General features: G+C 57.6%; 14 protein-coding genes. 9 read left to right on the forward strand and 5 right to left on the reverse strand.

Annotated elements, in window-relative coordinates; all coding sequences use genetic code 11:
* Nucleotides 1–70: 70 nt before the first annotated feature.
* The 4 genes from BM205_RS12755 to BM205_RS12770 all read left to right on the forward strand — a co-directional run bounded on the left by BM205_RS12755 (nt 71) and on the right by BM205_RS12770 (nt 4,550).
* Nucleotides 71–409 carry a P-II family nitrogen regulator gene (locus tag BM205_RS12755; RefSeq protein ID WP_038487829.1) on the forward strand — a complete coding sequence of 113 codons (339 nt, stop codon included), beginning with the start codon at nt 71–73 and terminating at the stop codon, nt 407–409.
* A gap of 307 nt (nt 410–716) precedes the next feature.
* A complete protein-coding gene (locus BM205_RS12760) occupies nt 717–1,961 on the forward strand; it encodes an SfnB family sulfur acquisition oxidoreductase (RefSeq protein ID WP_092414995.1) in 1,245 nt (414 codons plus the stop codon).
* A 4-nt stretch (nt 1,962–1,965) separates the two neighbouring features.
* Nucleotides 1,966–3,174 carry an SfnB family sulfur acquisition oxidoreductase gene (locus tag BM205_RS12765; protein WP_092414996.1) on the forward strand — a complete coding sequence of 403 codons (1,209 nt, stop codon included), beginning with the start codon at nt 1,966–1,968 and terminating at the stop codon, nt 3,172–3,174.
* 2 nt (nt 3,175–3,176) lie between these two features.
* Nucleotides 3,177–4,550 carry an LLM class flavin-dependent oxidoreductase gene (locus BM205_RS12770; protein ID WP_092414998.1) on the forward strand — a complete coding sequence of 458 codons (1,374 nt, stop codon included), beginning with the start codon at nt 3,177–3,179 and terminating at the stop codon, nt 4,548–4,550.
* Between the two features lies 1 nt (nt 4,551).
* Here BM205_RS12770 and BM205_RS12775 read toward each other — a convergent pair whose 3' ends face one another.
* Nucleotides 4,552–5,952, reverse strand: coding sequence for a cation:proton antiporter (locus BM205_RS12775; protein WP_254783872.1), 1,401 nt, complete (start codon nt 5,950–5,952; stop codon nt 4,552–4,554).
* A gap of 372 nt (nt 5,953–6,324) precedes the next feature.
* Here BM205_RS12775 and BM205_RS12780 point away from each other — a divergent pair, with 372 nt between their 5' ends.
* From BM205_RS12780 to BM205_RS12795, 4 genes are read left to right on the forward strand one after another with little or no spacing between them, the layout of a single operon-like run.
* On the forward strand, nt 6,325–12,648 hold the full coding sequence (locus tag BM205_RS12780; RefSeq protein ID WP_092415000.1) for a DUF7933 domain-containing protein: 6,324 nt from the start codon (nt 6,325–6,327) through the stop codon (nt 12,646–12,648).
* Nucleotides 12,638–16,123: a hypothetical protein gene (locus tag BM205_RS12785; RefSeq protein ID WP_092415002.1), complete on the forward strand. Its 3,486-nt coding sequence runs from the start codon at nt 12,638–12,640 to the stop codon at nt 16,121–16,123. The genes BM205_RS12780 and BM205_RS12785 overlap by 11 nt, the downstream gene beginning before the upstream one ends.
* Nucleotides 16,120–17,199 carry an OmpA family protein gene (locus BM205_RS12790; protein WP_092415004.1) on the forward strand — a complete coding sequence of 360 codons (1,080 nt, stop codon included), beginning with the start codon at nt 16,120–16,122 and terminating at the stop codon, nt 17,197–17,199. Before BM205_RS12785 ends, BM205_RS12790 begins: the two co-directional genes overlap by 4 nt.
* A 48-nt stretch (nt 17,200–17,247) precedes the next feature.
* Nucleotides 17,248–18,048: an enoyl-CoA hydratase gene (locus BM205_RS12795; protein ID WP_175511258.1), complete on the forward strand. Its 801-nt coding sequence runs from the start codon at nt 17,248–17,250 to the stop codon at nt 18,046–18,048.
* A 32-nt stretch (nt 18,049–18,080) separates the two neighbouring features.
* Here BM205_RS12795 and BM205_RS12800 read toward each other — a convergent pair whose 3' ends face one another.
* The 4 genes from BM205_RS12800 to BM205_RS12815 form a co-directional block, all read right to left on the reverse strand.
* Nucleotides 18,081–19,064, reverse strand: coding sequence for a bifunctional helix-turn-helix transcriptional regulator/GNAT family N-acetyltransferase (locus tag BM205_RS12800; RefSeq protein ID WP_092415006.1), 984 nt, complete (start codon nt 19,062–19,064; stop codon nt 18,081–18,083).
* A 151-nt stretch (nt 19,065–19,215) separates the two neighbouring features.
* Nucleotides 19,216–20,016, reverse strand: a complete 801-nt coding sequence (locus BM205_RS12805) for a fused MFS/spermidine synthase (protein ID WP_254783873.1) — start codon at nt 20,014–20,016, stop codon at nt 19,216–19,218.
* Between the two features lie 28 nt (nt 20,017–20,044).
* Nucleotides 20,045–20,857, reverse strand: coding sequence for a fused MFS/spermidine synthase (locus tag BM205_RS12810; RefSeq protein WP_092415010.1), 813 nt, complete (start codon nt 20,855–20,857; stop codon nt 20,045–20,047).
* A 38-nt stretch (nt 20,858–20,895) separates the two neighbouring features.
* Nucleotides 20,896–21,249 (reverse strand): YkgJ family cysteine cluster protein, encoded by a 354-nt coding sequence (locus BM205_RS12815; protein WP_371326489.1) that lies wholly within the window; start codon nt 21,247–21,249, stop codon nt 20,896–20,898.
* 195 nt (nt 21,250–21,444) lie between these two features.
* On the opposite strand from BM205_RS12815, the gene BM205_RS12820 reads away from it, so the two are divergent.
* Complete coding sequence (locus tag BM205_RS12820; protein ID WP_092415014.1) at nt 21,445–23,187, forward strand: SulP family inorganic anion transporter; 1,743 nt, start codon at nt 21,445–21,447, stop codon at nt 23,185–23,187.
* The last annotated feature ends 5 nt before the right edge of the window (nt 23,188–23,192 follow it).

The following is a 23,192-nucleotide window of genomic DNA, read 5'->3' on the forward strand; positions in this document are numbered from 1 at the left end:
TAACCATGCTGTGCCGTCATTTTAGGCACAGCGCTGCAAAGATTTATGTTTAATGCCTAAAGGAGTTGTCATGAAGCAAATTACCGCCGTTATCAAACCCTTCAAGCTGGACGAGGTGCGTGAAGCCCTTGCCGAAGTTGGCGTCACCGGCCTGACCGTGACTGAAGTAAAAGGCTTCGGCCGTCAGAAAGGCCATACCGAGCTGTACCGCGGCGCCGAATACGTGGTCGATTTCCTGCCAAAAGTGAAAGTCGAACTGGTGATCGACGATGCCCTGACTGAACGTGCAGTCGACGCCATCATCAAGGCGGCGCGCACCGGCAAGATCGGCGACGGCAAGATTTTCGTGCGTAATATCGAACAAGTGATCCGTATCCGTACCGGCGAAACCGGTCCTGACGCAGTCTGATGCAGTTTTTGTAGCGCGCTGACGTTACTGCCTTCCCTTCCGCAATTCTCTATCTTGGCCGCGGTCCTTCGATGTAATGGATGACTGACCGCGGCGCCAGGTTCACCCCGACCGGTTTTCGGGTATCTCCGACCTATCCGTATCGATGCTTATAAACGTTGCTTATAAAGAGCCGTAAAGCATTTTCCGCATAATCTCGGACGTTTTTCTTATTGGACGCAGCTTGCCCCCGCACGCTATCGTTTCTTCCTTCGCAATGGATTGCAATCACGAGTTGCAATCTGGCGCGCCACAGAAGAGGTGATTCATGTCGTCTATCGCGACAGCAGCAATTGAGGCAAGCCCGGTCGACCTGTTACCCCGGGTCGTTCCGGCGCATCGCATCGGCAGCGACCAGGAAGCATTGGATGTAGCACGTGCACTAGCGGCCGAATTCCGTACCGGCGCCAGTGAACGTGACCGCGACCGGCGTTTGCCGTGGGCGGAAATTGAAAAATTCTCAGCCAGCGGCCTGGGGGGCATCAGCGTTCCAAAAGCATTTGGCGGTGCCGAGGTTTCCTACCGCACGCTGGCCGAAGTATTCCGTGTATTGTGTTCAGCCGATCCGGCCTTGGGGCAAATCCCGCAAAACCATTTCGGCATTCTCGGTGTGGTTGCGCAGAGCGCCGACGCTGCGCAAAAAGCCCGCATCTACGTCGATGTCCTGGCCGGTCAGCGGATTGGCAACGCCGGGCCGGAACGCGGCACCAGGAATATATTGGAGATGAAAGCGCGTTTGCTGGAAACACCCGGCGGCTATCGCCTGAGCGGCAAGAAATTCTATTCGACCGGTGCCTTGTTTGCCCATTGGGTGCCGGTAAAAGCGCTGGATGAACAAGGCCGCGTGGTGTTGGTGTTCGTCAAGCGCGGCACGCCCGGCCTGACTATCGTCGACGACTGGTCGGGGTTTGGCCAACGCACCACTGCCAGCGGCACGGTGTTGCTGGATAACCTGCCAGTGGCCATTGAAAATGTGCTGCCGCTGCATAAGCAGGCCGGGCAGGCCGGCATCCAGGGGCCGGTTTCGCAATTGATACAGGCTGCGATCGACGCCGGCATCGCTGAAGCTGCGATCGATGATGCGATCAATTTCGTCCGTACCCGTTCGCGCCCCTGGGCCGATAGCGGCGTCGAACGTGCCAGCGACGATCCCTATATCATCCGCGATATCGGCGATCTGAAGATCCGGCTGCACGCGGCTAACGCGTTGCTGGCCAAGGCTGCCGGCGTACTCGACCAGATCGCCACGGTCGCAATCGATGCCGAAGCATCCGCCCGCGCCTCGATTGCGGTTGCTAAAGCCAAAGTCCTGACCACTGAAATTGCTCTGCACGCCAGTGAAAAACTATTTGAACTGGCCGGTTCTGCCGCGACCCTGGCGGAACATAATCTTGATCGCCACTGGCGCAATGCGCGCACCCACACCTTGCACGATCCGGTGCGCTGGAAGCTGCATGCCATCGGTAATTATCTGCTGAACGGTATCGCACCGGCGCGCCACTCCTGGAACTGACATCATGACTACCCAAATTAATGCCGCCGAAGGCCCGGTGGTGCGTATCCTCGACGACATCCAGGCGTTGGCCGCGGCGCGGGCGCTGGCGGCGGCATTTACCAAAGAAGCCAGCCAGCGTGACCGTGAACGGCGACTGCCGCTGAACGAACTTGAACAATTTTCCCGCTCCGGCTTGTGGGGAATCTCCGTGCCGCGCGCATATGGCGGCGCCGGCGTATCGTATGGCACCTTGGCTGAAGTGATCGCCACCATTGCCGCAGCTGACGGCTCGCTGGGGCAGATCCCGCAGAACCACTTTTACGCGGTCGAGATTCTGCGGGTGAACGGCAGCGATGCGCAAAAGCGTTTTTACTTTGAACGGATCCTGGCCGGCGAACGGTTCGGCAACGCCCTGGCAGAGCTTGGCACGCGTACCTCACAGGAGCGGCGTACCCGCCTGAGCAAGGATGGCGAGGGATTCCGTATCAATGGCCGCAAATTCTATGCGACCGGCGCGCTATACGCACATCGGATTCCGGTGTCGGTGATCGATGACGACGGCGTGCAGCAATTGGCCATCGTCAAGCGTGACGCGGCCGGGGTGGAGGTGATCGACGACTGGTCCGGTTTTGGTCAGCGTACTACCGGCAGCGGTTCGGTAGTGCTGGACAATGTGCGGGTCGAGGCGGATGAAGTGCTGCCGTTCCAGAGCGCCTTCGAGCGTCCCACCACATTGGGGCCGGTGGCGCAATTGCTGCACGCTGCAATCGACGTCGGCATCGCCCGCGCCGCACTGCACGATGCGGCTGTATTCGTGCGTACCCGTTCGCGCGCCTGGATCGATAGCAAGGTGGAACGTGCCATCGACGATCCCCTGACGGTGCGTGAATTTGGCGATCTGGCGGTGCGTCTGGCTGGCGCCGAAGCGCTGCTTGAAGTAGCGGGGGAAACGGTGGGCCGCGCCGCATCGGCGCCAACTGTCGAAAGCGTCGCCGCCGCCTCGATCGCGGTGGCCGAAGCCCGCGTCCTGACTACGGAAGTATCGCTGGCGGCCGGTAGCAAACTGTTTGAACTGGCCGGTACACAAGCCACTTTGTCCGAGCATAATCTGGACCGGCACTGGCGTAATGCCCGCACCCACACGCTGCACGATCCGGTGCGCTGGAAATACCACGCGGTCGGTAACTACTACCTAAACCACAAAAATCCACCGCGGCACGGTGCGATCTGACAATGGCGAAGAAGCAAATCCGCCTCAACGCTTTTGACATGAATTGCGTCGGGCATATCAACCATGGCCTGTGGACGCATCCGCGCGATCGTTCCACCGAATACACCAGCATTGAATACTGGACGGAGCAAGCCAAACTGCTGGAGCGAGGCAAGTTCGACGGCTTGTTCCTGGCAGATATCGTCGGCGTCTACGATGTCTATCAAGGTTCAGCCGACCTGACTTTACGCGAATCGATCCAGCTGCCTGTCAACGATCCGTTGTTGCTGGTGTCGGCGATGGCCGCAGTTACGCAGCATCTGGGTTTCGGCGTCACCGTCAATCTTACTTATGAAGCGCCGTATCTGTTCGCGCGCCGCATGTCGACCCTGGATCACCTGACGCGCGGCAGGATCGGCTGGAATATCGTCACAGGTTATCTGGACAGCGCGGCGCGCGCCATGGGTTTGAGCGAGCAACCGGAACACGATGCGCGATACGAGCGCGCCGAAGAATTCATGCAGGTGCTGTACAAGTTGTGGGAAGGCAGCTGGGAGGAGGGCGCTGTGCTGCGCGACCGCCAACGCAGGATCTTCGCCGATCCTGCCAAGGTGCATCGCATAAATCATCGCGGTCCGCATTATCAGGTCGACGGCTACCACCTGAGCGAGCCATCGCCGCAACGCACGCCGGTGCTGTATCAGGCCGGTGCTTCAGACCGCGGCCAGCAATTCGCGGCTGCCCATGCCGAGTGCGTATTCATTTCCAGCCAGAAGCCAGAGGCAGCGCGCAAGCTGGTCGCCGACTTGCGCGACCAGGCGCAACTGGCCGGCCGCCATCGGCATGACCTGAAAATTTTCATGGGCATCTCGGTCGTCGTGGCGCCGACCGCCGCCGAAGCTCGCGAGAAATATGCCGAATACTGCCGCTATGCCAACCCGGAAGCCGGCCTGGCGCACTTTGCCAGCGGCACCGGATTTGATTTCTCCACCTATGGCATCGACGAACCTATCAAGCCGGCCAGCAGTAATGCCATCCAGTCCTCCGCCAAGGCGGTGACGGCAGCCGATGCCGGCTGGACCGTGCGCAAGCTGCTGGATCAACTGGCGCTGGGCGGGCGTTACGTAACCATAGTCGGTTCGCCGCAGCAAGTGGCGGACCAGCTGGAAGCGTGGGTCAGGGACACCGATATCGACGGTTTCAACCTGGCGCGGACAGTGGCGCCGGAAAGCTTTGAGGATTTTATCAACCTGGTGATCCCTGAATTGCAGGCGCGCGGTTCTTACAAGCTGGAATATGAAGAGGGTACCTTGCGCGAGAAATTGTTCGACGGCGGGCAACCGAACTTGCCTGGCAGGCATCCGGCCGCGGGTTATCGGCGGGTCGGCCAACCATAGTTTAGCGCCGCCGGCGGCGCTGATACATATCCATCAGCGGCGTCGAGGAAATGCCATGCATCACGATCGACATCGCTACCACCGTCAACACCATGGAACTGATGGTCGGCGCCAACGCCGTCGATCGATAACCGGCGGGCGCCAGCCATCGATATTGCAACGCAAACACCAGGTAATACAGCGAACCGATGCCCTTGATGCCAAACCACGCCATCAGGCGCCGCTGCAGAGGCGAGACTCTGGCGCCTGTCAATGCGAACGCAACCGAGAGTGGCCGAATCACGAAAAACAGCAGTAATGCAAGCAATGCTCCCGCCGCGGAAAAGCCGATATGCGATAACAGGATGCCGGTCAGGGTCACCATCACGAATTCGGCAAACTGTTCCAGCTGCTGATTAAACCCGAGTACGGTTTCTGTCATATATGCCGATGCTTTGGCCGGATGGGTCGCCACTTTTTCTTTGTGGCTGGCAGAAGCGATATGCACTACGGTCCGCTGCTGGTCCGGATCCACCTCTTGCAGACCGCTATTGGTTGACTCGATGCGACGTATCGCCAGTCCGGCCGCAAACACTGCCAGAAAACCAATGCCATGGATCGCCTCCGTGACACCGTAGGCTAGCGCGATCAAGCCGATGCCGAGGAACTCTTCCATGCCCAGCGCCAGGCGAAAACGCAGCCGCAAACCAACCACCAGGCGTCCCACCAGCCAGCCGATGAGCCAGCCGCCGACTAGTCCGGCCGCTATGCCCCAGGCCACATGCAGTATCGCGTAAGTATTGATATAGGCGGTTGCCGACGGCACGCCGAGCAAGGACAGGCCGAGCATCACAAAGGGAAAGGCGGTACCGTCGTTCAAGCCACCTTCGCCAGTCAGGCTATAGCGAATCCGATCGCGGTCGGTGACATCTTTTATCTGCACGTCGGATGCCAGTACCGGATCGGTAGGCGCCAGGATCCCACCCAGCAGAATCGCTGCGCCCAGCGGCAAGTTGAACATGTACATGCCAGCCAGCGTCACCAGCGGAATCGTGACGAGCATCGCCAGCACGCCCAACCGTAGCGGCAGGCGCCAGATGGGGTCGCGAAACGGCAGGCGCAACTTCAGGCCGACCGTGAACAACGATAGCAGTAATGCCATCTTGGCCAGCGTCGTCAGTAGTTCTGCATGCTGGACGAGCGAGACATTGATCAAGCCGCTCACCGCCGGCCCCAGGATATAGCCGACGGGCAGATAGAACATGGCGGGACTGATCGGCAGGCGATCCAGCAACGACGCCATCAAGCACATGGAAAGCAGCAGGGCGCCGACGATCAGATACCAGATGGTTGATTGGTCGATGGCAATACCTCCCCGCACGAAATGATGGAGAAAGGTCAGGTGGCGTGCATTTTTACCCACGCAACATAACTATCCACAGTGTCGCATGGCGCAAGCCGCGACGTCAGTGCGTTATCGAACCTAGTGTTTGAATGATAAGCAATTAACAAAAAATCGGAGTGTTGCAACTTAATGCTTTTTTTTGCGAGATGTAGATATTTAATTGCAATATGAAAACATTTTAAATAAAATTGCAAAAAAGAAAATTTCCAAAAGAAAACATTTCGTAAAACCGCAGATCGTAGTTCGTATGGCAGCTATAGGCATCTATAACTGCGCTGTTGTCGACAAACAGTAGGCATAAGTATCAGGCACAGGGTAGAGATCGCATCGGAAGTGTAGAAAATTCCGAAAAATTGTTTTGCAGCTTGTTTAGAAAGTTGAGAGGGTCTCATGGGTTTTTTACGCCGCATTGAAAAGCGTAAATCGCTTTTCGCTGGAATTCTGTTTGTAGCGTGCAGTTCCTTATGGAGCGGAACGGTATTTTCCCAAGTCACCGGCGTCAACAAGTCGTTCAACCCGGTGCAGATACAAGACCGGGCGCCGTTCAATGTCAGTCACCTGAGCATCGTGATTGCCAACCAGACCCCGGGCCAGACTCTCACCAACTTCAATCTGACTGACAACCTGCCCCCGGGCGTTACCGTTGCCGCAAATCCGAATATACAGAATGCCTGCGGTGCGACGCTGTCGGCAACGCCAGGTGCAACGTTAGTTACCGTGGCGGGCGGCCAGGCGCAATTCGGCGATATCTGTACTTTCCAGGTGGACGTGGTGGCAAGCACCGCCGGCATTTATACCAATACCATTCCTGCCGGCGTGGCTCTGGCCGATGGCCAGACAGTGCCGCAAGCAGCCAGCGCGTCACTTACCGTGATCCGGCGCGATACCGGTTTGCCGCAGGTAAGTGCCAAGGCCTTTTCGCCAAACAGTATCTTGTCGGGCCAAACGTCGACGATGACGATCACGCTCAATAACACCAACATCCTGCCTCTGACCAACACCAATCTGAACGATACCTTCCCTGCCGGGATGACGATTGCCAATGCAGGCGCCACAACGACTTGCGGCGGCACATTGAATGCCGCACCCGGTGATGGGCAGTTTTCATTGGTCGGGGGCACCATCCCGGCGGGTGGTACTTGCACCGTCACGATGCAGGTGGTGGGCGATATCGGCATCGCAACCGGCACAGTTAATCTGTCAAACACTATCAAGGCCGGCGATCTGACTTCCCTCAACGGCCAGGTCACGCCGCCGCTCGCCAATGCCGGCGCTACTACTGGCACGTTGGCAGTGACTGCGCGCCCGGCGGACCGTTTGACGAAATCCTTTTCTGTCGCCAGCGCCTTTGTCGGCCAGGCCTTTTCCATGACCTGGACCATCTATAACGACACAGGAACCGCATGGACCGGTCTTGGCGTTACCGACACATTGCCGGCGGGTCTCGCGCTCTACACAAACCCGACCGCATTATCGACAACCTGTGCCGGCGGCGCAGTTACTTCGCAGCCGGGTAATAATGTCAGGCTGGCCGGCGGCTCGTTGCCCGCCGGTCAAAGCTGTACCGTTACCGCCAAGGTCGTCGGCACAACAGCGGGAGCGCCGGTCAACACGATTCCCGCCAATGCGATACAAACGACGCAAGGCATAAGCAATCCCTTGCCCGCCAGCGCAACTGTAACGTTGAACCCGACATCACCGGGACAAAATCCAACGCTGCAAGTAGGGAAAAGTTTTACGCAACTCATCACCGAGGCAGCGCTGGATCCGGCAGGAGCGTTAGCGGGGGGGCATGCACCTGGCACGGTGACGGGCGGATTGATCGACATGAGCGTGACGCTCACTAAAGTCATTCCTGCAGGGGGCGTGAATATTGACCTGCAACCCCTGACTTTTGCGGACAACTGGGCCGGGACAGCGCCTAATCTGCGTGTCTTTTCCACCGTTAGCAATAGCTGCGGCGGTACCCTTGTCGCCACGGCCGGATCACAGGCCATGACGCTGACCAATGGCGTTGTGCCACAAGCATCGACCAATTGCGTGGTCAGGTTGCGCTTAAAAGCAGATACGGCGCTCTTGCCGCCAACCCAGGGCACACCGCAAAGCAACACGGTGAATGCATGTACCGGCGCCGGTCCATGTTCCCCAGGTAGCCCGAGCGCCATCGCGAATGCGTTGATTGTCGGTAGCCCGCCGCTGTTCCCGGCGAAATCGTTTAACCCAACCACGTTGCCGCTAAACGGCACAACCAAAGCCACCATTACCATTCAGAACCCGGCCTCGACCACGCGCTTTAACCTGAAAACGGTGGATACCTTGCCCGCCGGACTGATGTTCGCGACGCCGCTTGCTGCGGCAGTCAGCTGTACAAGTAATCCCGGTGTGACCCCAACCTTTCAGACTTCCGGTAAAACACTGACATTCCTGGTTTCGCAGCTGAGTGGTTTCAATAATTCTGCAGCGCCCCCGTCATGTACCATCACCTTCAATGTGGCTGCGGACACTTCCAGCCCGCTTGCGGTGCCAGGTGCAACGGCTACCAACAGCATTCTGGCCAATGCCGTGACCGCCACCGATTCTTCCGGCACGCCCGATCCAAGCGCCACCAATATCAAGCCTGCCGACGCAAATGTCCAGTTTGTTGCCACCGTACAGGCGCCGCAAGTCTCCAAGGGATTCAATCCGATTGTGATTTTCCAGGAAAACGGTAACGGCAAGATAGACAGCAATATTCAGGGGACCGGAGTTGGTGAGCTCACTACCTTGACCTTGCAAATCATCAACCCTAATTCCCCGGGCGGGCCTAATTTGACCGGCGTAAACATGTCGGATACGTTGCCGGCTGGTTTGGTATTTGCATTCGTTCCCAATGTGACGAGAAGCAGTTGCGGTGCGCCCACCATCACTGCGCCGGCGGGAGGACAAACCATCTCGATCACCAACGCCACGGTGCCGGCGGGGACGAGTTGCGTTGTTACCGTGGATGTCATCGGCAATGCGAAGGGTAACCTGATCAACACGGTTCCTGCCAATGCGGTGCAGACAGCGCAAGGTGTAACCAATGCATCGCCGGCGAGTGCAACATTGACTGTGCTGGGTACTACGCCGATCTCGTCACTGTTCAAGGATGTCACCCAAACCGGCAGCGCCACATCGATACAAGGCGTAGCGATTGTTCCCGGGGAATTGCTGACTTATAACCTGAAACTGTCCAATCCCGGTTATCTGCCGCTGACGCTGGCAACGGACGTCAGGCAAGTGTCGGACGTCATCCCGGCCGGAACCACATTCGTCTCGGCCGGCGGGGCGGTGCCGGGTGTCCTCAGTGCCGGCAAAGTCACCTGGGACCTGACTTCTTCGCCGACGGTGCTGGCGCGTTCCCAGTTCATCACATTGACATTGAATGTGAGAGTCAACACGCCTGCGACGGCTTCAATCATCAACGTCGCAACGACGCCAACCCAGTCCAGCTGCGGACCGTATGACGGCGCGGCGTGTACTTTCACGCCACCTGTGCCGAACTGCCAGATACCGGCTGACCCGCTTAAGCCGACGCCGGCAGAATTGGCTAACCCTGCGTTCTGCCATCCGGTGGTCAACCCGATCGCCAAGCCTAGTCTGCAGGTGTTCAAATCCCATAGCGGTAATTTCACTGCCGGCGCAATTGGCAGCTACACGCTTACAGTCAGCAATATCGGTGGTACGCCTACCACCGGCGCAATCCATCTTAGTGATCTGCTACCGGCAGGCATGAGCCTGGCGGCAGGTTCCGTTGCCAGCAGCAGCGGCACTATCACTAATATCGTCAGCAATGGCCAGGCGCTGGCTTTTGATTTCACACCGACCACGCCAATAGCTGCGGCCGGCAGCGTGACAGTGACCTTCAACGTGAATGTCGCGGCTACCGCAACTGGAACATTGACGAATTACGCCGGCATTACCGGCGGTGGCGATCCGGCCGCACCGGTCACCCCGGGTGCGGCTTGTAATGACAGCACGCATTGCAGCAGCGATCCAACCGTAATTAATCCTGTTCCCTTCCTCAAGTTGAGCAAAGCGCATAGCGGCAGCTTTGCGGCCGGTTCCACCGGCAACTACACGCTGACAATCACCAATACAGGTGGCACTCCCACTACTGGCGCACTCAGTATCAGCGATCGGCTGCCGACCGGAATTAGCCTGGTTAACGGTTCCGTCACCAGTGGTGGCGGCAGTGTCAGTAACGTCGCCATCAACGGCCAGACTGTCACTTTCAACCTGACGCCAACTGCACCGATACCTGCCGCCGGCAGTATCACCGTGACCTATGCAGTGAATGTGGCGGCGGCCTCCAGTGGCACGTTGATTAACTACGCCGCAGTGTCCGGCGGCGGCGATCCGACCCCGCCGCCCACACCCGGTGCATCATGCAGCGACACGAATCATTGCGCCAACGATTCAACTGCAATTACCCCTTTGCCACTACTCAAAATAGTCAAGACCCACACAGGCAGCCTGACTAACGGCTCCAGCACCACTTATAACCTTGCGATCAGCAATATCGGCGGCGCACCTACCGCCGGTGCTATCAAGATCAGCGATCTGTTGCCAACCGGAGTGACGGTGATTGCCGGCGCAGTCACCAGTAGCGGCGGCGGTATCAGCAACGTTGCGATTAGCGGGCAGAACATGAGCTTTAGCCTGACGCCAACAGCGCCGCTGGCGCCCGGCGCCAGCATTACCGTGAGCTACCTGGCAAATATCGCTGCGACAGCGAAGGGGAACCTGATAAATTACGTTAGCGTCGCGGGCGGCGGCGACCCGACCCCGCCAACAACGCCTGGCGTCTCATGCAACGACGCCAATCATTGCGGCAACGATGCCGCAGCGATCACCGTCGCACCAGATCTCAAACTGCAAAAAACGCACAGCGGCAATTTTACCGCGGGCTCTAGCGGCAGCTATACCGTTACCATCAGTAACAACGGCCAGAATCCGACTAGCGGTGCGATCCACGTCGCCGATCTGCTGCCTGCAGGCATGAGCCTGGTGAGCGGCTCTGTTGCCAGCGGCAATGGCAGCATCGGCAATATAGTCAGCAGTGGGCAAGGCGTGACTTTCGATCTCACGCCAGCCACGCCGCTTGCCGCCGGCGCCAGCATCGCCGTCACTTACAGCGTAAATATCGCCGCAACAATAAGCGGAACCTTGACCAACTACGCCAGCGTAAGCGGTGGCGGCGATCCGACGCCGGCTATCCCGCCGGGCGCATCCTGCGCTGACGCCACGCATTGCAGCAATGACCAGACGACGATTATCGCCGTACCTGCGCTGTCGATAGTCAAGGCGCATACCGGTAGTTTCACGGCAGGGTCAAGTGCCAGCTACACCCTTACCATCAGCAATACCAAGGGTGGCCCAACCACCAGTGCGATTCATGTCAATGATCTGCTGCCAAACGGCATGACACTGATCACCGGCTCGCTCGCCAGCAGCGCAGGCAGCATCAGCAATGTGGTGAGCAACGCTCAGAACGTGACCTTCGACTTCACGCCGGCTACACCTATCGTGGCGGGCGCCAGTGTCATGCTGACTTATGGTGTCGATGTAGCGCCAACTGCCAGCGGGACGCTGACAAATTACGTATCGGTAGCGGGCGGCGGCGATCCTGCTTCGCTATTAATGCCTGGCGCCGCATGTAATGATTCGATTCGTTGCAGCAGCGATGCCACGCAGATCGCTAATGCGAGTCTGCTGGTATTAACCAAAGCCGCCAGTGTGCAAGAAGCGGAACTGGGCGACATGGTGACGTACACCGTCACCGTCACCAATACGGGTGCCGCAGCGGTGGTGCAACCGAATATCATCGACCGGCTGCCACCTGGTTTCCGGTTGATTAACAACAGCACGCATGTCAGCGGTGCGACGCTGGTACGGCAGGACGGCGCGCCCGGGCCGGTCCTGACAACGGTTCTGGATATCATTAACCCGCACAGCAGCGTGACGATGACATATCGCGTACGGCTGGGTGTCGGCTCGATGAATGGCGACGGCATCAATCGTGTCACCGCGACGTGCCCGCGCAACAGCAACGTCAACTGCGGCAATGAGGCCAGAGCCAAGGTGCGCGTCACCGGCGGCGTATTTACCAATGATGCCTGTTTCGCCGGCATGATTTTTGTCGACTGTAATGGCAACCAGATCAAGGACAAGGAAGAACTGGGGATTCCCGGCGTGCGCCTGTATGTGGAAGACGGCACGTTCCTGGTCAGCGATGTGGAAGGCAAGTACAGTTTTTGCGGCCTGCCGCCCAAGACTCATGTGTTGAAAGTCGACCAGACTACGCTGCCGCGCGGCAGCCGGCTGGTAGTCAGCAGCAACCGCAATGTGGGGGATGCCGGCAGTCTGTTCCTGGATCTGAAAAACGGTGAATTACAGCGTGCCGACTTCATTGAAGGTTCCTGCTCCAATCCGGTGCTGGAGCAAGTCAAGGCACGCCGCACCCAAGGCGAAATCAGTGCGCCTCAGATCGATAAAAAACGCGGCCCTGGATTCAAATTCGAAGGCAAGGCGCCGGATTATCCGCAACAAGGTACCGACAGCGCCAACCAGACTATCGTCAAGCCACGCATCAAGGATGCCGCGAGCATGCCGCCGGTGCCGGACACCAACAGTGAACGCGACACACCGCTGCAGGATTTGGAAATGAACCAAGGAGCCAGCCATGCGCAATAAACTGGCAACGGCTGCGGCCCGCAAGACATTCGGCCATACCGGCCGCAACACCACACTGGCTCTGACATTGATGAGCATCTGGCCGGCCTGGGGACAGGATGCGGGAGGCGCGCGCCATGATTTTGGCCCGCCTGCCGCACAATTCAACACGGACAGCGGGTTTTATCAAAACGGTTTGACGCTGCCGGCGCTGAATGGCGGCAACAGTAATCTGACCACCGGGCCGCAGGTGTATCCGGATCAGATTGAAGGTGCTCGCTATGGCCAGAATCGCCAGGTCGGCATGATCCGGGTAGAAGTCGATCAGGACAGTTTGCCGGCGGATGGACAGACCCCGGCACATCTCAGCATCAGCGTGCTCGATTACAAGGGCCAGCCGGTCAAAGGCGAAACCGTGATTACGGTGGCAGCATCCGGCGGCCGCATCCAGCTGCCAGGCGCCGCTACTGACGAGTTCGGCCCGGGCCGCAAGGACCGCGACCGGATTACTCCCGGGACCCAGGTCAAGGTAGTGGACGGCAAGGCCGATGTGCTGTTGCTGGCGCCGTATCAACCACAAGATGTGACGGTGCGGATTACCGCCGGCCGCGCCCAGGCGCAGGGCGTCATCAGTTTTGTGCCAGAGTTGCGCGAGATGCTGGCGGTTGGCCTGGTGGAAGGGATTATTCATTTTGACGGCAAGTCGCCATTCCAGCTCTCCGGCGCACAGCGTGGCGACGGTTTCGAGCAAGAGATCAACAGCTGGGCCCGCAGCAGCGGCAATGGCAAGCTGTATGGCGCAGTTCGTTCAGCGTTTTTCCTGAAAGGAAAAATCAAGGGCGACGCACTGCTGACGATGGCCTACGATTCCGACAAGGATACCTCGGCCAGGCTGTTCCGCGATGTCCGGCCGGATGCTTACTACCCGGTCTATGGCGATGCCTCGATCAAGGGTTTCGATGCGCAGTCGGTGTCCAAGCTGTATGTCCGGATCGACAAGGATAAATCGTATCTGCTGTATGGCGACTTCAACACCGGCGACGGTTTCAGCCAGCAAACCGGCGGCGGCAGCGTAGCCAATCTGCGCAAGCGCGACCTCGGCAATTACAGCCGCAGTATCAACGGCGCCCGTGGCCATTACGATAAAGACGGCATCCTGGTCAATGCCTTCGTCACCAAAGATACGCTGGTACAGCTGGTGCAGGAATTCGCGGCCCAGGGTACCTCGGGACCGTTCGCAGTATCCAAGGCGAACGCCGTGGTGGGCTCGGAAAAGGTCGAAATCGTTACCCGCGACCGCTACCAGCCGGCGGTGATCCTCACCGTGCAATCGCTGCAGCGTTATTCGGACTATACGTTCGAGCCGTTTTCCGGCCGCATCCTGCTCAACCAGCCGGTGCCCTCGGTGGACGCCAACGGCAATCCCAATTCGTTGCGGATTACCTATGAAGTCGATGCCGGCGGCGAGACCTTCTGGGTCTATGGCCTGGATGGCCAGTTCAAGCTTGGCAAGATGCTGGAAGTTGGCGGCAGCTACGTCAAAGACAAGAATCCGTACACCCCTTACACCTTGATGAGCGGTAACGCCACCGTCAAGCTGGGCGAAAATACCGCGATCGTGGCCGAGTATGCACGCAGCAAGAGCGTGCTGGGCAGCGATGTCGGGTCCAGCCTGTTGGGCAATCCATTCAGCCTGCAACCGACTGCCGGCCAGCCCGGCGCGGCCGCCGGCGGTCTGTTGCAAGACGTTACCGGCAACGCCTGGCGGGTCGAAGCCTTGCACCAGACGGAAGACTTGCAGGCGCGTGCCTACTACGGCCGCAGCGACCCTTATTTCAACAACCCTTCGGCTTCGCTGGCGCAAGGACGAGAAGAAGGCGCGCTCAAGGTCACCAAGAAAATCGACGAGCGCTGGAGTGTCTATGCCGAAGGCACGCATAGCAAGGACCGCGTGGCCGATGCCCAGCGCGATGCCGGCGCCGCCGGTGTAAAGTATGCCGTGACGCCTAAACTGGACGTCGATCTCGGCCTGACTCATACGCGTGAGGATGCAGGCAGCTACATCAATACGCCAATCGGCTTCGGCAGTGGTTTGCTGGTTAGTCCGCAATCGACTTTCGGTTCCGGCTACAGCGTGCTGAATCCTAATACCGGCTATGGCCTCAACGGCGGCAATTTCGGCCTGGCCGGCGTCAGTTACGAAAGCACCGGCCTGCGTTTGCGCGGTACTTACAAAATGACGGAAAAGGTCGATCTCACCGGTGAATATGAAAACGGCATCGCCGGTAACAACTATCATCGCGCCTCGCTGGGTACCGCCTATCATTTCTCCGAGGCGGGACGCTTGTATGCGAAATACGAATGGCTGACCGGGCTGTCATCACCGCAAGCGACCGACGGCGTCTATAACAGCAACGCTTTTGTATTCGGCATCGATAACGAATACATGAAAAACCAGAGCGTGTTTTCCGAATACCGCATGCGCGATGCAATCGACGGCAACCAGCTGCAATGGGCTAACGGCCTGCGCAACGCCTGGAACATCAGCGATACGCTCAAGGTATCCACCTCGGCCGAATACCTGAACGCCATGCGCGGCCAGACCCAAAGCGCGTACGCCTTGACCGGCGGCGTCGAATGGCGGCCTACCGAGCTGTGGCTGCTGGGCGGCAGGCTGGAATGGCGGCGCACGCAGGATCTGACCTACACCATGGTCAATACCGCGAATACCCAAGTGGCGCCGACTACCTCCTTCCTGGCCGGTAACGATACCTATCTGTCGACCTTGACTGCGGCGCGCAAGATCAGCCGCGACTGGACTTTCCTCGGCCGCAATTATTTCCTCTACACCGATAACCGCGGCCACACCGGCAACCTGTGGGAAAACCGCTTGCAGACCGGTATCGCCTTCCGCGATACCGACACCAATCGCCTGAATGTGCTGGGGCGTTACGAATACTGGCTACAGCGTGACAAGAGCGGCTTGAACCAGTATGTGCCACAGAACACTACCGACCTCGGCGGCATCGACAGCAGCGATCCGAGCGCCAGCCAGGGCTTCGATAAACACATCATTTCGATGCATGCCGACTATCATCCGAGCCGGCCATGGTGGATCGATGGCCGCGCCGCGGCAGAATGGCGGCGCGATTATTTCGACGGCACCAACAGCACCTACCAAGCCTATCTGCTGAGTGGTCGGGTGACTTACGACATCAGCAAGCGCTGGGATATCAGCGCCCTGAGCTCGGTGCTGTATAGCCCGCAGGGCAGCAGCAAGCAGTATGCGCAGGGCTTCGAGGCGGGTTACCAGCTGCAGGATAATTTGTGGCTGTCTGCCGGCTTCAACTGGCGCGGTTTCAGCGCCACCGACCTGACCGGGTCCGACTACACCAATCGCGGCGTTTACATACGGATTCGCTTCAAGTTTGACGAGGACCTTTTCGGCGGCAGCAAATCCTCCGTCAATCCAGCCCTGAGCAGAGATAAATCATGAAGACAATAGTGCAAGAAAATAGCGCGAATAGCGCGAATACCAGCCCGAACCAGAAAGGGAAGACCATGAAGTTGTCGAATATTTCAATTCCATGCCGTTCTGCCGGGGCTGCTTTGATCATGTTGGCGCTGGGCGCTTGCGCGCAGCCGAACGTTCCCGCAGACGGCAAGCTGGCTGCGCAGCAAGACCGCATCGGCGACGCTGTGATTCATCGCGACTACGGTGTATATCGCGAGACGCAGCAACGTATCAAGGCACTCAACGACGGCGGCCGGCGGGTTGCGGATTATCAGCTATCCAAGGCCCAATGCTGGCTGGACGTCTCCTTTCATGAATACAGCCGCAATGACCGCGGCGGTTTTCCGCAAGCAGCCTTGAGCGAAAGCCAGCGAATTATCGGCGCGCTCGAAAGCGGCAAGGATGCCGGCTGGGAGACGCCGCTGGTGAACCATGCGGAGAAACTGCGTCCTGACTTGTGGGCGCGTTATGACGCACTGAAACAATCGCCAGGATTTTCCTGCGCCGCGCAGCAGACCGCGTGCGGCGAAGTCGAGCTGGTCCATGCCGGCAATGAGATCCATGACGCTGGCTGGCGTCATGCCAAACCTTATGTCCAGATTGCCGAAGACTTGACTGGTGGCGCCGAAAAATCGGCAGCAGGCTGCATGCCGCCAGTGAAACCGGTTGCAACAGTAGAGAAAATCACCTTGTCGGCAGATGCCTTGTTCCGTTTTGATAAATCGGGCGATAAGGATTTGCTGCCGAAGGGACGGGCAGAACTGGATGCGCTGGCGCAGAAACTGGCGGCCGGCCAGGTCACAGTGCAGTCTATGACAGTCACCGGCTACACGGACAGGCTTGGCAGCGCAGCCTACAATCTGCGCTTGAGCCAGGCACGCGCCAACACGGTCAAGCAATATCTGCAAACGCACGGAGTGACGGCGCCGATTGCAGCTGAAGGGCGGGGTTTACAGGATCAGGTCGAGGCCTGTACCGGCGTCAAGCCGCAGACAGCGTTGATTGCGTGCTTGCAGCCGAACCGGCGGGTGGAAGTGTCGATCAGCGGAGTAAAATGATTCAGGGTACAAAACACTGAATCTAGCCATTGACTCGGGGGCATCGCAATGGATCACGTTAATTTGACCGAATTGACCGAAGTCATGCTGCAGAAAGAGAATTGCAACGGTGTCGTGACGTTACGCATGAACCGGCCATTGCAGTTCAATGCCTTGTCCGAGGTGTTGCTCGATGCCTTGCAGCATGAGCTGGATCTGATTGCCGGCGATCCCGGCGTTCGTTGCGTGGTCCTGGCTGGCGCTGGCAAGGCGTTCTGCGCCGGCCATGATTTGCGCGAAATGCGCAGCCATCCTGACCTGGCCTACTACAAAACCTTGTTTATCCGCTGCAGCCGGTTAATGCAGAGTATCCAGGCGCTGCCGGTTCCGGTGATTGCACGGGTGCATGGCATCGCCACTGCCGCAGGCTGCCAACTGGTTGCCAGCTGCGATTTGGCGATTGCCTCGGACACTGCGCGGTTTGCCGTCTCCGGAATCAACGTCGGCTTGTTTTGTGCTACGCCGGCGGTCGCCTTGTCCCGCAATATTTCATCGAAACGCGCCTTCGACATGTTGATCACAGGACGCTTCATCGACGCTGAAACAGCCAAGGAATGGGGCCTGATCAATGACGCGGTTGCGGAAGACCAGCTTGACGCGGCGATAGCCGGTAAAGTGGCTGAAATCATGGCAAAAAGCCCGGCCGCGGTGCGTCACGGAAAATCGATGTTCTACCGGCAGCAGCAGATGACCGTGAGCGATGCCTACGATTACGCCAGCGACGTCATGGCCCGCAACATGATGGAGCACGATGCGGGTGAGGGGATCGATGCCTTTCTGGAGAAGCGCCAGCCGGTATGGGCGTTTTGACGATAGCGCCGCCACAGGTTTTTCCACGAAGATCAACTGCGCACTTTGTCGGAACGACGGCTAAAACGCTGTTCGATAACCGTTGTTCCCCAATGTGACCCTGCTGCTTCGTCTGTCAGTTTGAAGCCCGACGATTCGTACAGGTGACGCGCTGCGTCGAGGCCCTTGAAGGTCCACAGGTATGTCTCGTCGAACCGTTCATCGACAAAATCCATCGCCAGCGAGAGCAGGCGGCGTCCGACGCCGGATCCGCGCAATGCATCGTCCACGATGAACCAGCGCAGGTGAGCGATGCCGGTGGTCTGGTCGCCATCGATCGCGATCGAACCTAATGTCTTGCCGTTTTCCACATAGAGCCAGAGCGCCTTGCTCCTGGAAGGCAAGGCCAGGGTGAATTCGGCCAGTTCCGTGGCCACTCTTCTTTCGAAGAAGACGCCGAAACCCGATGCTTGCGAATAGTAGCGTGCATGCAAGCTTGCAATATCGCCTATGCATCCGGGTTGATAGCCTTGCAGGATCTGCTGGTCTGGCGATCCCTCTGGTTGCAGCGCTTTGCCGGCGTTGTTCTGGGTCAGTGCATCCGTGTACAAAGCGAAGGACCGAACCAAGGTCTGCTGTTCGGTGGAAGTCAGCTGTCGCAGTGCGTTGGATACCTGGTCCGTTGCAAATCGATCGATTTTTTCGCGTAGTTTTTGACCCGCTTCGGTCAGGTAGAGCCTGAAAGAACGTCCGTCTTCGTCCGTGCTCTCGCGGGTTACCAGGCCGAGCGCTTCAAGTTTGGCCACCTGCCTGCTAGTATTCGACTTGTCCAGCCGCAGTACGATAGCCAGGTTCCTCGCCTGGATACCCGGCACAAGGCCGATTTCGATGATTGCATGCACCGCCGATGGTGCGAGATCGCTATCTGCCAAAGACGGCCGCATGAAACCGAGTTCGCGCACCAGCTTCCGAGAGAATTCGCGTAATTCGAGAATCGTATGTTCTCTAGGTTTGACCGGGAAATTGAAATAGCCCATGCCGCCCTCAATATGATTACTAATAAGAGATTGCGTATCGCAACTAATAATATCAATATACTTGCGAATCGCAACCAGATCAAGGCGGAATTCAAATCTGTTCAGGTGTTTAAGTTGGGTACGCTCAGACTTTATTAATCAGGGGCGTTGATTATGTTTTCGATATCGTTTTATGTTTTTCGCAAAAATGATTAGCCAGCTGGAAAGAAGGGACCAGTTCCGATAGCTGTAGATCGAAGCGCTGATCCAGTTTCCGGGCGCGATTGAGCGCCGCTGGCCGAAATATGCCTGGATCATTTCCTTTGACGAAAAAGGCGACATAGTTGTGGCTGTCATCGGTCCGGCACCACCATATACGCCAATCCGTATCTAGCGTCGCGTGGACAATGGCAGGAGCCAGGGAAGTTGGATGGTCCCATAAATTGGATACCAGGACGCCTTGCGGAGCGAGGCTGCGCAGGCAGGCGGCATAGAAATCGCTGGTGCTCAATTCAGGGGCCGCGCCATCGGCAGAAAAACCATCCAGCATGATGACATCAGCGATATTTTCCTGCCGGGCTTGCATATATGCCGCGGCGTCTGCGTGGATGATTTGCAGGCGCAGGTCATCGGCTGGAATCATGAATTCGTCGCGCAGCGCAATGACTTCGGCGTTCAGCTCCAGCACGGTGATGCGGGTTGACGGTAAGTATCGATAACAATATTTGACCAGCGATCCACCGCCCAACCCGACCATCAAGATGTGTTTTGGCTCCGACTGAAATAACAGGAAGCCCATCATCGCCCGCGTATAACTCAGCAACAGCTTGTCCGGCGCAGAAATCGACATTGCGCTTTGTATGTATTTTTCGTCGAAATGCAGCGTGCGCATATCGTCGTTGTCGAAGACGAAGGGCTTTCCTCCACTTTGATGGAGCAGCAATTCGAAGAGATTGGGATTAGGGTTAGTCATGTGGTGTCGCAACCTGGCATCCTGCTGCTTAGTCTCCGCGCAGTTGTTCAGCGGAGCGGCGTAGCGCTGCGATCAATTTATCATTTCTGCGCTGCCGCAATATGTCTTGTGCGGTCATGCGCAGCATTAGCGCATGGCGAGGCTCCAGATCTTTCAGTTTGTTCATGACGGCTTGATCCGGCATGTCCAGCAGTTGCCCTTTGCATGCAAATACAATCATGTTGTTGGATTCCAGGGCGTCGACTGCTATCGCTGCGCCGTCGAAGCTGCGTTGGATGCGGTCGAGGTAGTGCGTCATGTCTACGCTGCTGCCCAGCAAGTTGACAACCATGATGCCTTCCGGCGCCAGCGCCTGATAACAATCGTCGTAGAAGGCCTGGCTGCATAACTGGGGCGGTTGTCCCGTGTGGTCGAATCCATCCACCAGCAGGATATCGTAATCGCCATCGGCATGCCGTACCAGGTCGCGTCCATCCTGGCAACGAATCTGCAATCGATGGTCATTTTCAGGAATGTGGAAATGATCTTTTAACGCGATTACTTCAGGGCTGTTCTCGGCGACTACGATCGACGCTTGCGGCAGATTGCGATAACAATATTTGACGAGAGAGCCGCCGCCCAACCCGATCATGGCGATCGTCCCGGGGCTTTGCTTGAATAGCAGAAACCCCATCATCGTCACCGTGTAGCCTAGCAAAAGTACATCAGGTTCCGTCACATACATCTCGCTTTGCACTGCGGTGTTGTCGAATTGCAGGGAGACAGAGTGCGCGTTTTTATAGATGTAAGGTTTGCCGTTACCGGAAAACGCTGAAAGTTCGCGGATGTTATTTAAAAGCATGGTTGTATCTTCAACGTCATCGGGTAAAAGCAGGGGTTTCAAACCAGTACGTGGCGGACTTGCTCGAAATAGCGGTAGACCCGTTCTTCAATAACGGGAGCGATCATTACCTCGGGCCGCTTGCCATTCGGGCAAGCCAGCCTGGGCGTCGTTCCGAACAGCCGGCAAATCAGCGGGCGCTCCTCGTATACCTGGCAGCCATCAGGCCCCAGATGCGGGCAGCCTAATGCGGCAAGCGCAGCTTCCTGCTCTTGTTGGTTCTTGCGCGGTAGTCTTGCCATTTCGACGGTGGACGCCAACACAGGGCCGCAGCAGTCGTGACAACCTGGAACGCAGGCAAATGCAGGGATGCGTTCCCTGAAGAATTTGATTGTCTGGACGTGTTTGTCCAGTTCGTTCAATTTATCCAGTTTATCCATTGGCTACTCATTACTCATTACTCGCTATTCGCATTTGCAGAATTTCAGGCATCGCATTTATGATAATTTGATTGTCATACTATGATTACATATGATCATAGCATACGCATATGGTGTAAATTGGAGCCGGGTAATCCATACACGATTAAACATGATTCGCGGTGATCTGTGATTAATATCCTGGAAGCGCGCAAGGCAGGCCTCTTTGCACGTGACAAACTGCTGCCCAATGTGATTGCCGGCGCGATCGTCGGCGTGGTGGCGCTGCCATTGTCGATGGCTTTTGCGATTGCGTCAGGCGCCCGGCCCGAACAAGGGCTGTACACGGCAATCGTCGCCGGTTTCCTGGTCTCGATGTTTGGCGGCAGCCGAACCCAGATCGCCGGACCTACCGGTGCCTTTATCGTCATCCTGGCCGGCATTACGGCCAAATACGGCATCTCCGGTCTACAGATAGCGACCCTGATGGCTGGCGCGATATTGTTGTTCATGGGTATCGCAAAAATGGGTAGCGTCATTAAATTTATCCCGGCGCCGGTAATCGTCGGCTTTACCACGGGTATCGCCGTGATCATCTGGGTCGGGCAATGGAAGGATTTTTTCGGTCTGCCTGCGATTCCTGCCGGGCATTTCCATGAAAAACTATGGCATCTCATTGAAGCCTTGCCGCAATTGCATCCGGCAACGACTGCCATTGCGTTGCTCAGCTTAGGCTTGGCAACTTGCTCGTCCAGGCTCGGCCGTTTGAAACGCATTCCCGGACCGTTGCTGGCATTGGTCGGGGCCACCGTGTTGCAGTCGATTTTCCATTTCAACGGCGTAGCCACCATTGGCACCGCTTTCGGCGAGATCCCGCAACATTTGCCGTCGCTCTCCATGCCGGCTATTAGCATGTCGCAGATCGTCGAATTGACAGGCCCGGCGTTTACGATTGCCATGCTGGGCGCGATCGAGTCGCTCTTGTCGGCGGTGGTGGCCGACGGCATGGTCGGCAGCAAACATGATTCGAATCAGGAGTTGATCGGCCAGGGGCTGGCCAATCTGGTGACGCCGCTGTTCGGCGGCTTTGCCGCAACCGGAGCCATAGCGCGGACGGCAACTAGCATCCGTAATGGCGGCAGCAGCCCGTTAGCCGGCATTATCCACGCCATCATGCTGGTCCTGGTAATTGTATTCCTGGCGCCGCTGGCGACGAATGTTCCGCTGGCGGCGTTTGCTGCGATCCTGTTCGTGGTTGCTTACAACATGAGCGAATGGCGGCATTTCGCCAAAATGCTGCGTCGTGCCCCGCGCGCCGATGTCATCATTTTGCTGGTGACCTTTTTGTTGACAGTGCTGACGGATTTGGTAGTAGCAGTCAATATAGGTGTCATCCTGGCGATCATGCAGTTCATGCGCAGGATGGCGTCAGCGGTCGAGGTGCAGCATTTTTCCGAGCTTGAATTGAAAGCAGAACTGGCTCAGCAAGGCTGGACAACATTGCCACCCGGCGTGCTGGTCTACGCGATCGAAGGGCCGGTTTTCTTCGGCGCCGTCGAGAATTTTGAACGGGTGCTGATTCATACCCACACTGATCCCCGGATACTGATACTGCGTTTGCGTTGGGTGCCGTTCGTGGATATGACGGGGCTGTTAACCTTGGAAGAAGTGGTGCTGAACATGCAGAAGCGCGGGGTTCGGATGATATTGTGCGAGGCTAATCTCAAAGTGAAAACAAAGCTGGCGCGGGCCGGGCTGCTGGAGTTGATCGGCGCCGCCAATTATCACGAGGATTTTGCATTGGCCTTAAGCCGCAGCCGAGAGTTGACGGAGCACGATATTCACGCTCGGCACATACCAGCAAAAATAGGCGTCTATGCGGAAAATCTGATCAAAACCAGCAAAGACTTTTTTTTGGGCGGGAAAGACTGATCTGG

It is taken from the genome of Collimonas sp. OK307 (genome assembly GCF_900113705.1).
In the GTDB taxonomy this organism is placed as follows: Bacteria; Pseudomonadota; Gammaproteobacteria; order Burkholderiales; family Burkholderiaceae_D; genus Collimonas.

Excerpts from the sequence above, each read along its gene's own strand:
- BM205_RS12755 (WP_038487829.1), top strand. The coding sequence starts at position 71 with ATGAAGCAAATTACCGCCGTTATCAAACCCTTCAAGCTGGACGAGGTG.
- BM205_RS12760 (WP_092414995.1), top strand. The coding sequence starts at position 717 with ATGTCGTCTATCGCGACAGCAGCAATTGAGGCAAGCCCGGTCGACCTG.
- BM205_RS12765 (WP_092414996.1), top strand. The coding sequence starts at position 1,966 with ATGACTACCCAAATTAATGCCGCCGAAGGCCCGGTGGTGCGTATCCTC.
- BM205_RS12770 (WP_092414998.1), top strand. The coding sequence starts at position 3,177 with ATGGCGAAGAAGCAAATCCGCCTCAACGCTTTTGACATGAATTGCGTC.
- BM205_RS12780 (WP_092415000.1), top strand. The coding sequence starts at position 6,325 with ATGGGTTTTTTACGCCGCATTGAAAAGCGTAAATCGCTTTTCGCTGGA.
- BM205_RS12785 (WP_092415002.1), top strand. The coding sequence starts at position 12,638 with ATGCGCAATAAACTGGCAACGGCTGCGGCCCGCAAGACATTCGGCCAT.
- BM205_RS12790 (WP_092415004.1), top strand. The coding sequence starts at position 16,120 with ATGAAGACAATAGTGCAAGAAAATAGCGCGAATAGCGCGAATACCAGC.
- BM205_RS12795 (WP_175511258.1), top strand. The coding sequence starts at position 17,248 with ATGGATCACGTTAATTTGACCGAATTGACCGAAGTCATGCTGCAGAAA.
- BM205_RS12800 (WP_092415006.1), bottom strand. The coding sequence starts at position 19,064 with ATGGGCTATTTCAATTTCCCGGTCAAACCTAGAGAACATACGATTCTC.
- BM205_RS12805 (WP_254783873.1), bottom strand. The coding sequence starts at position 20,016 with ATGACTAACCCTAATCCCAATCTCTTCGAATTGCTGCTCCATCAAAGT.
- BM205_RS12810 (WP_092415010.1), bottom strand. The coding sequence starts at position 20,857 with ATGCTTTTAAATAACATCCGCGAACTTTCAGCGTTTTCCGGTAACGGC.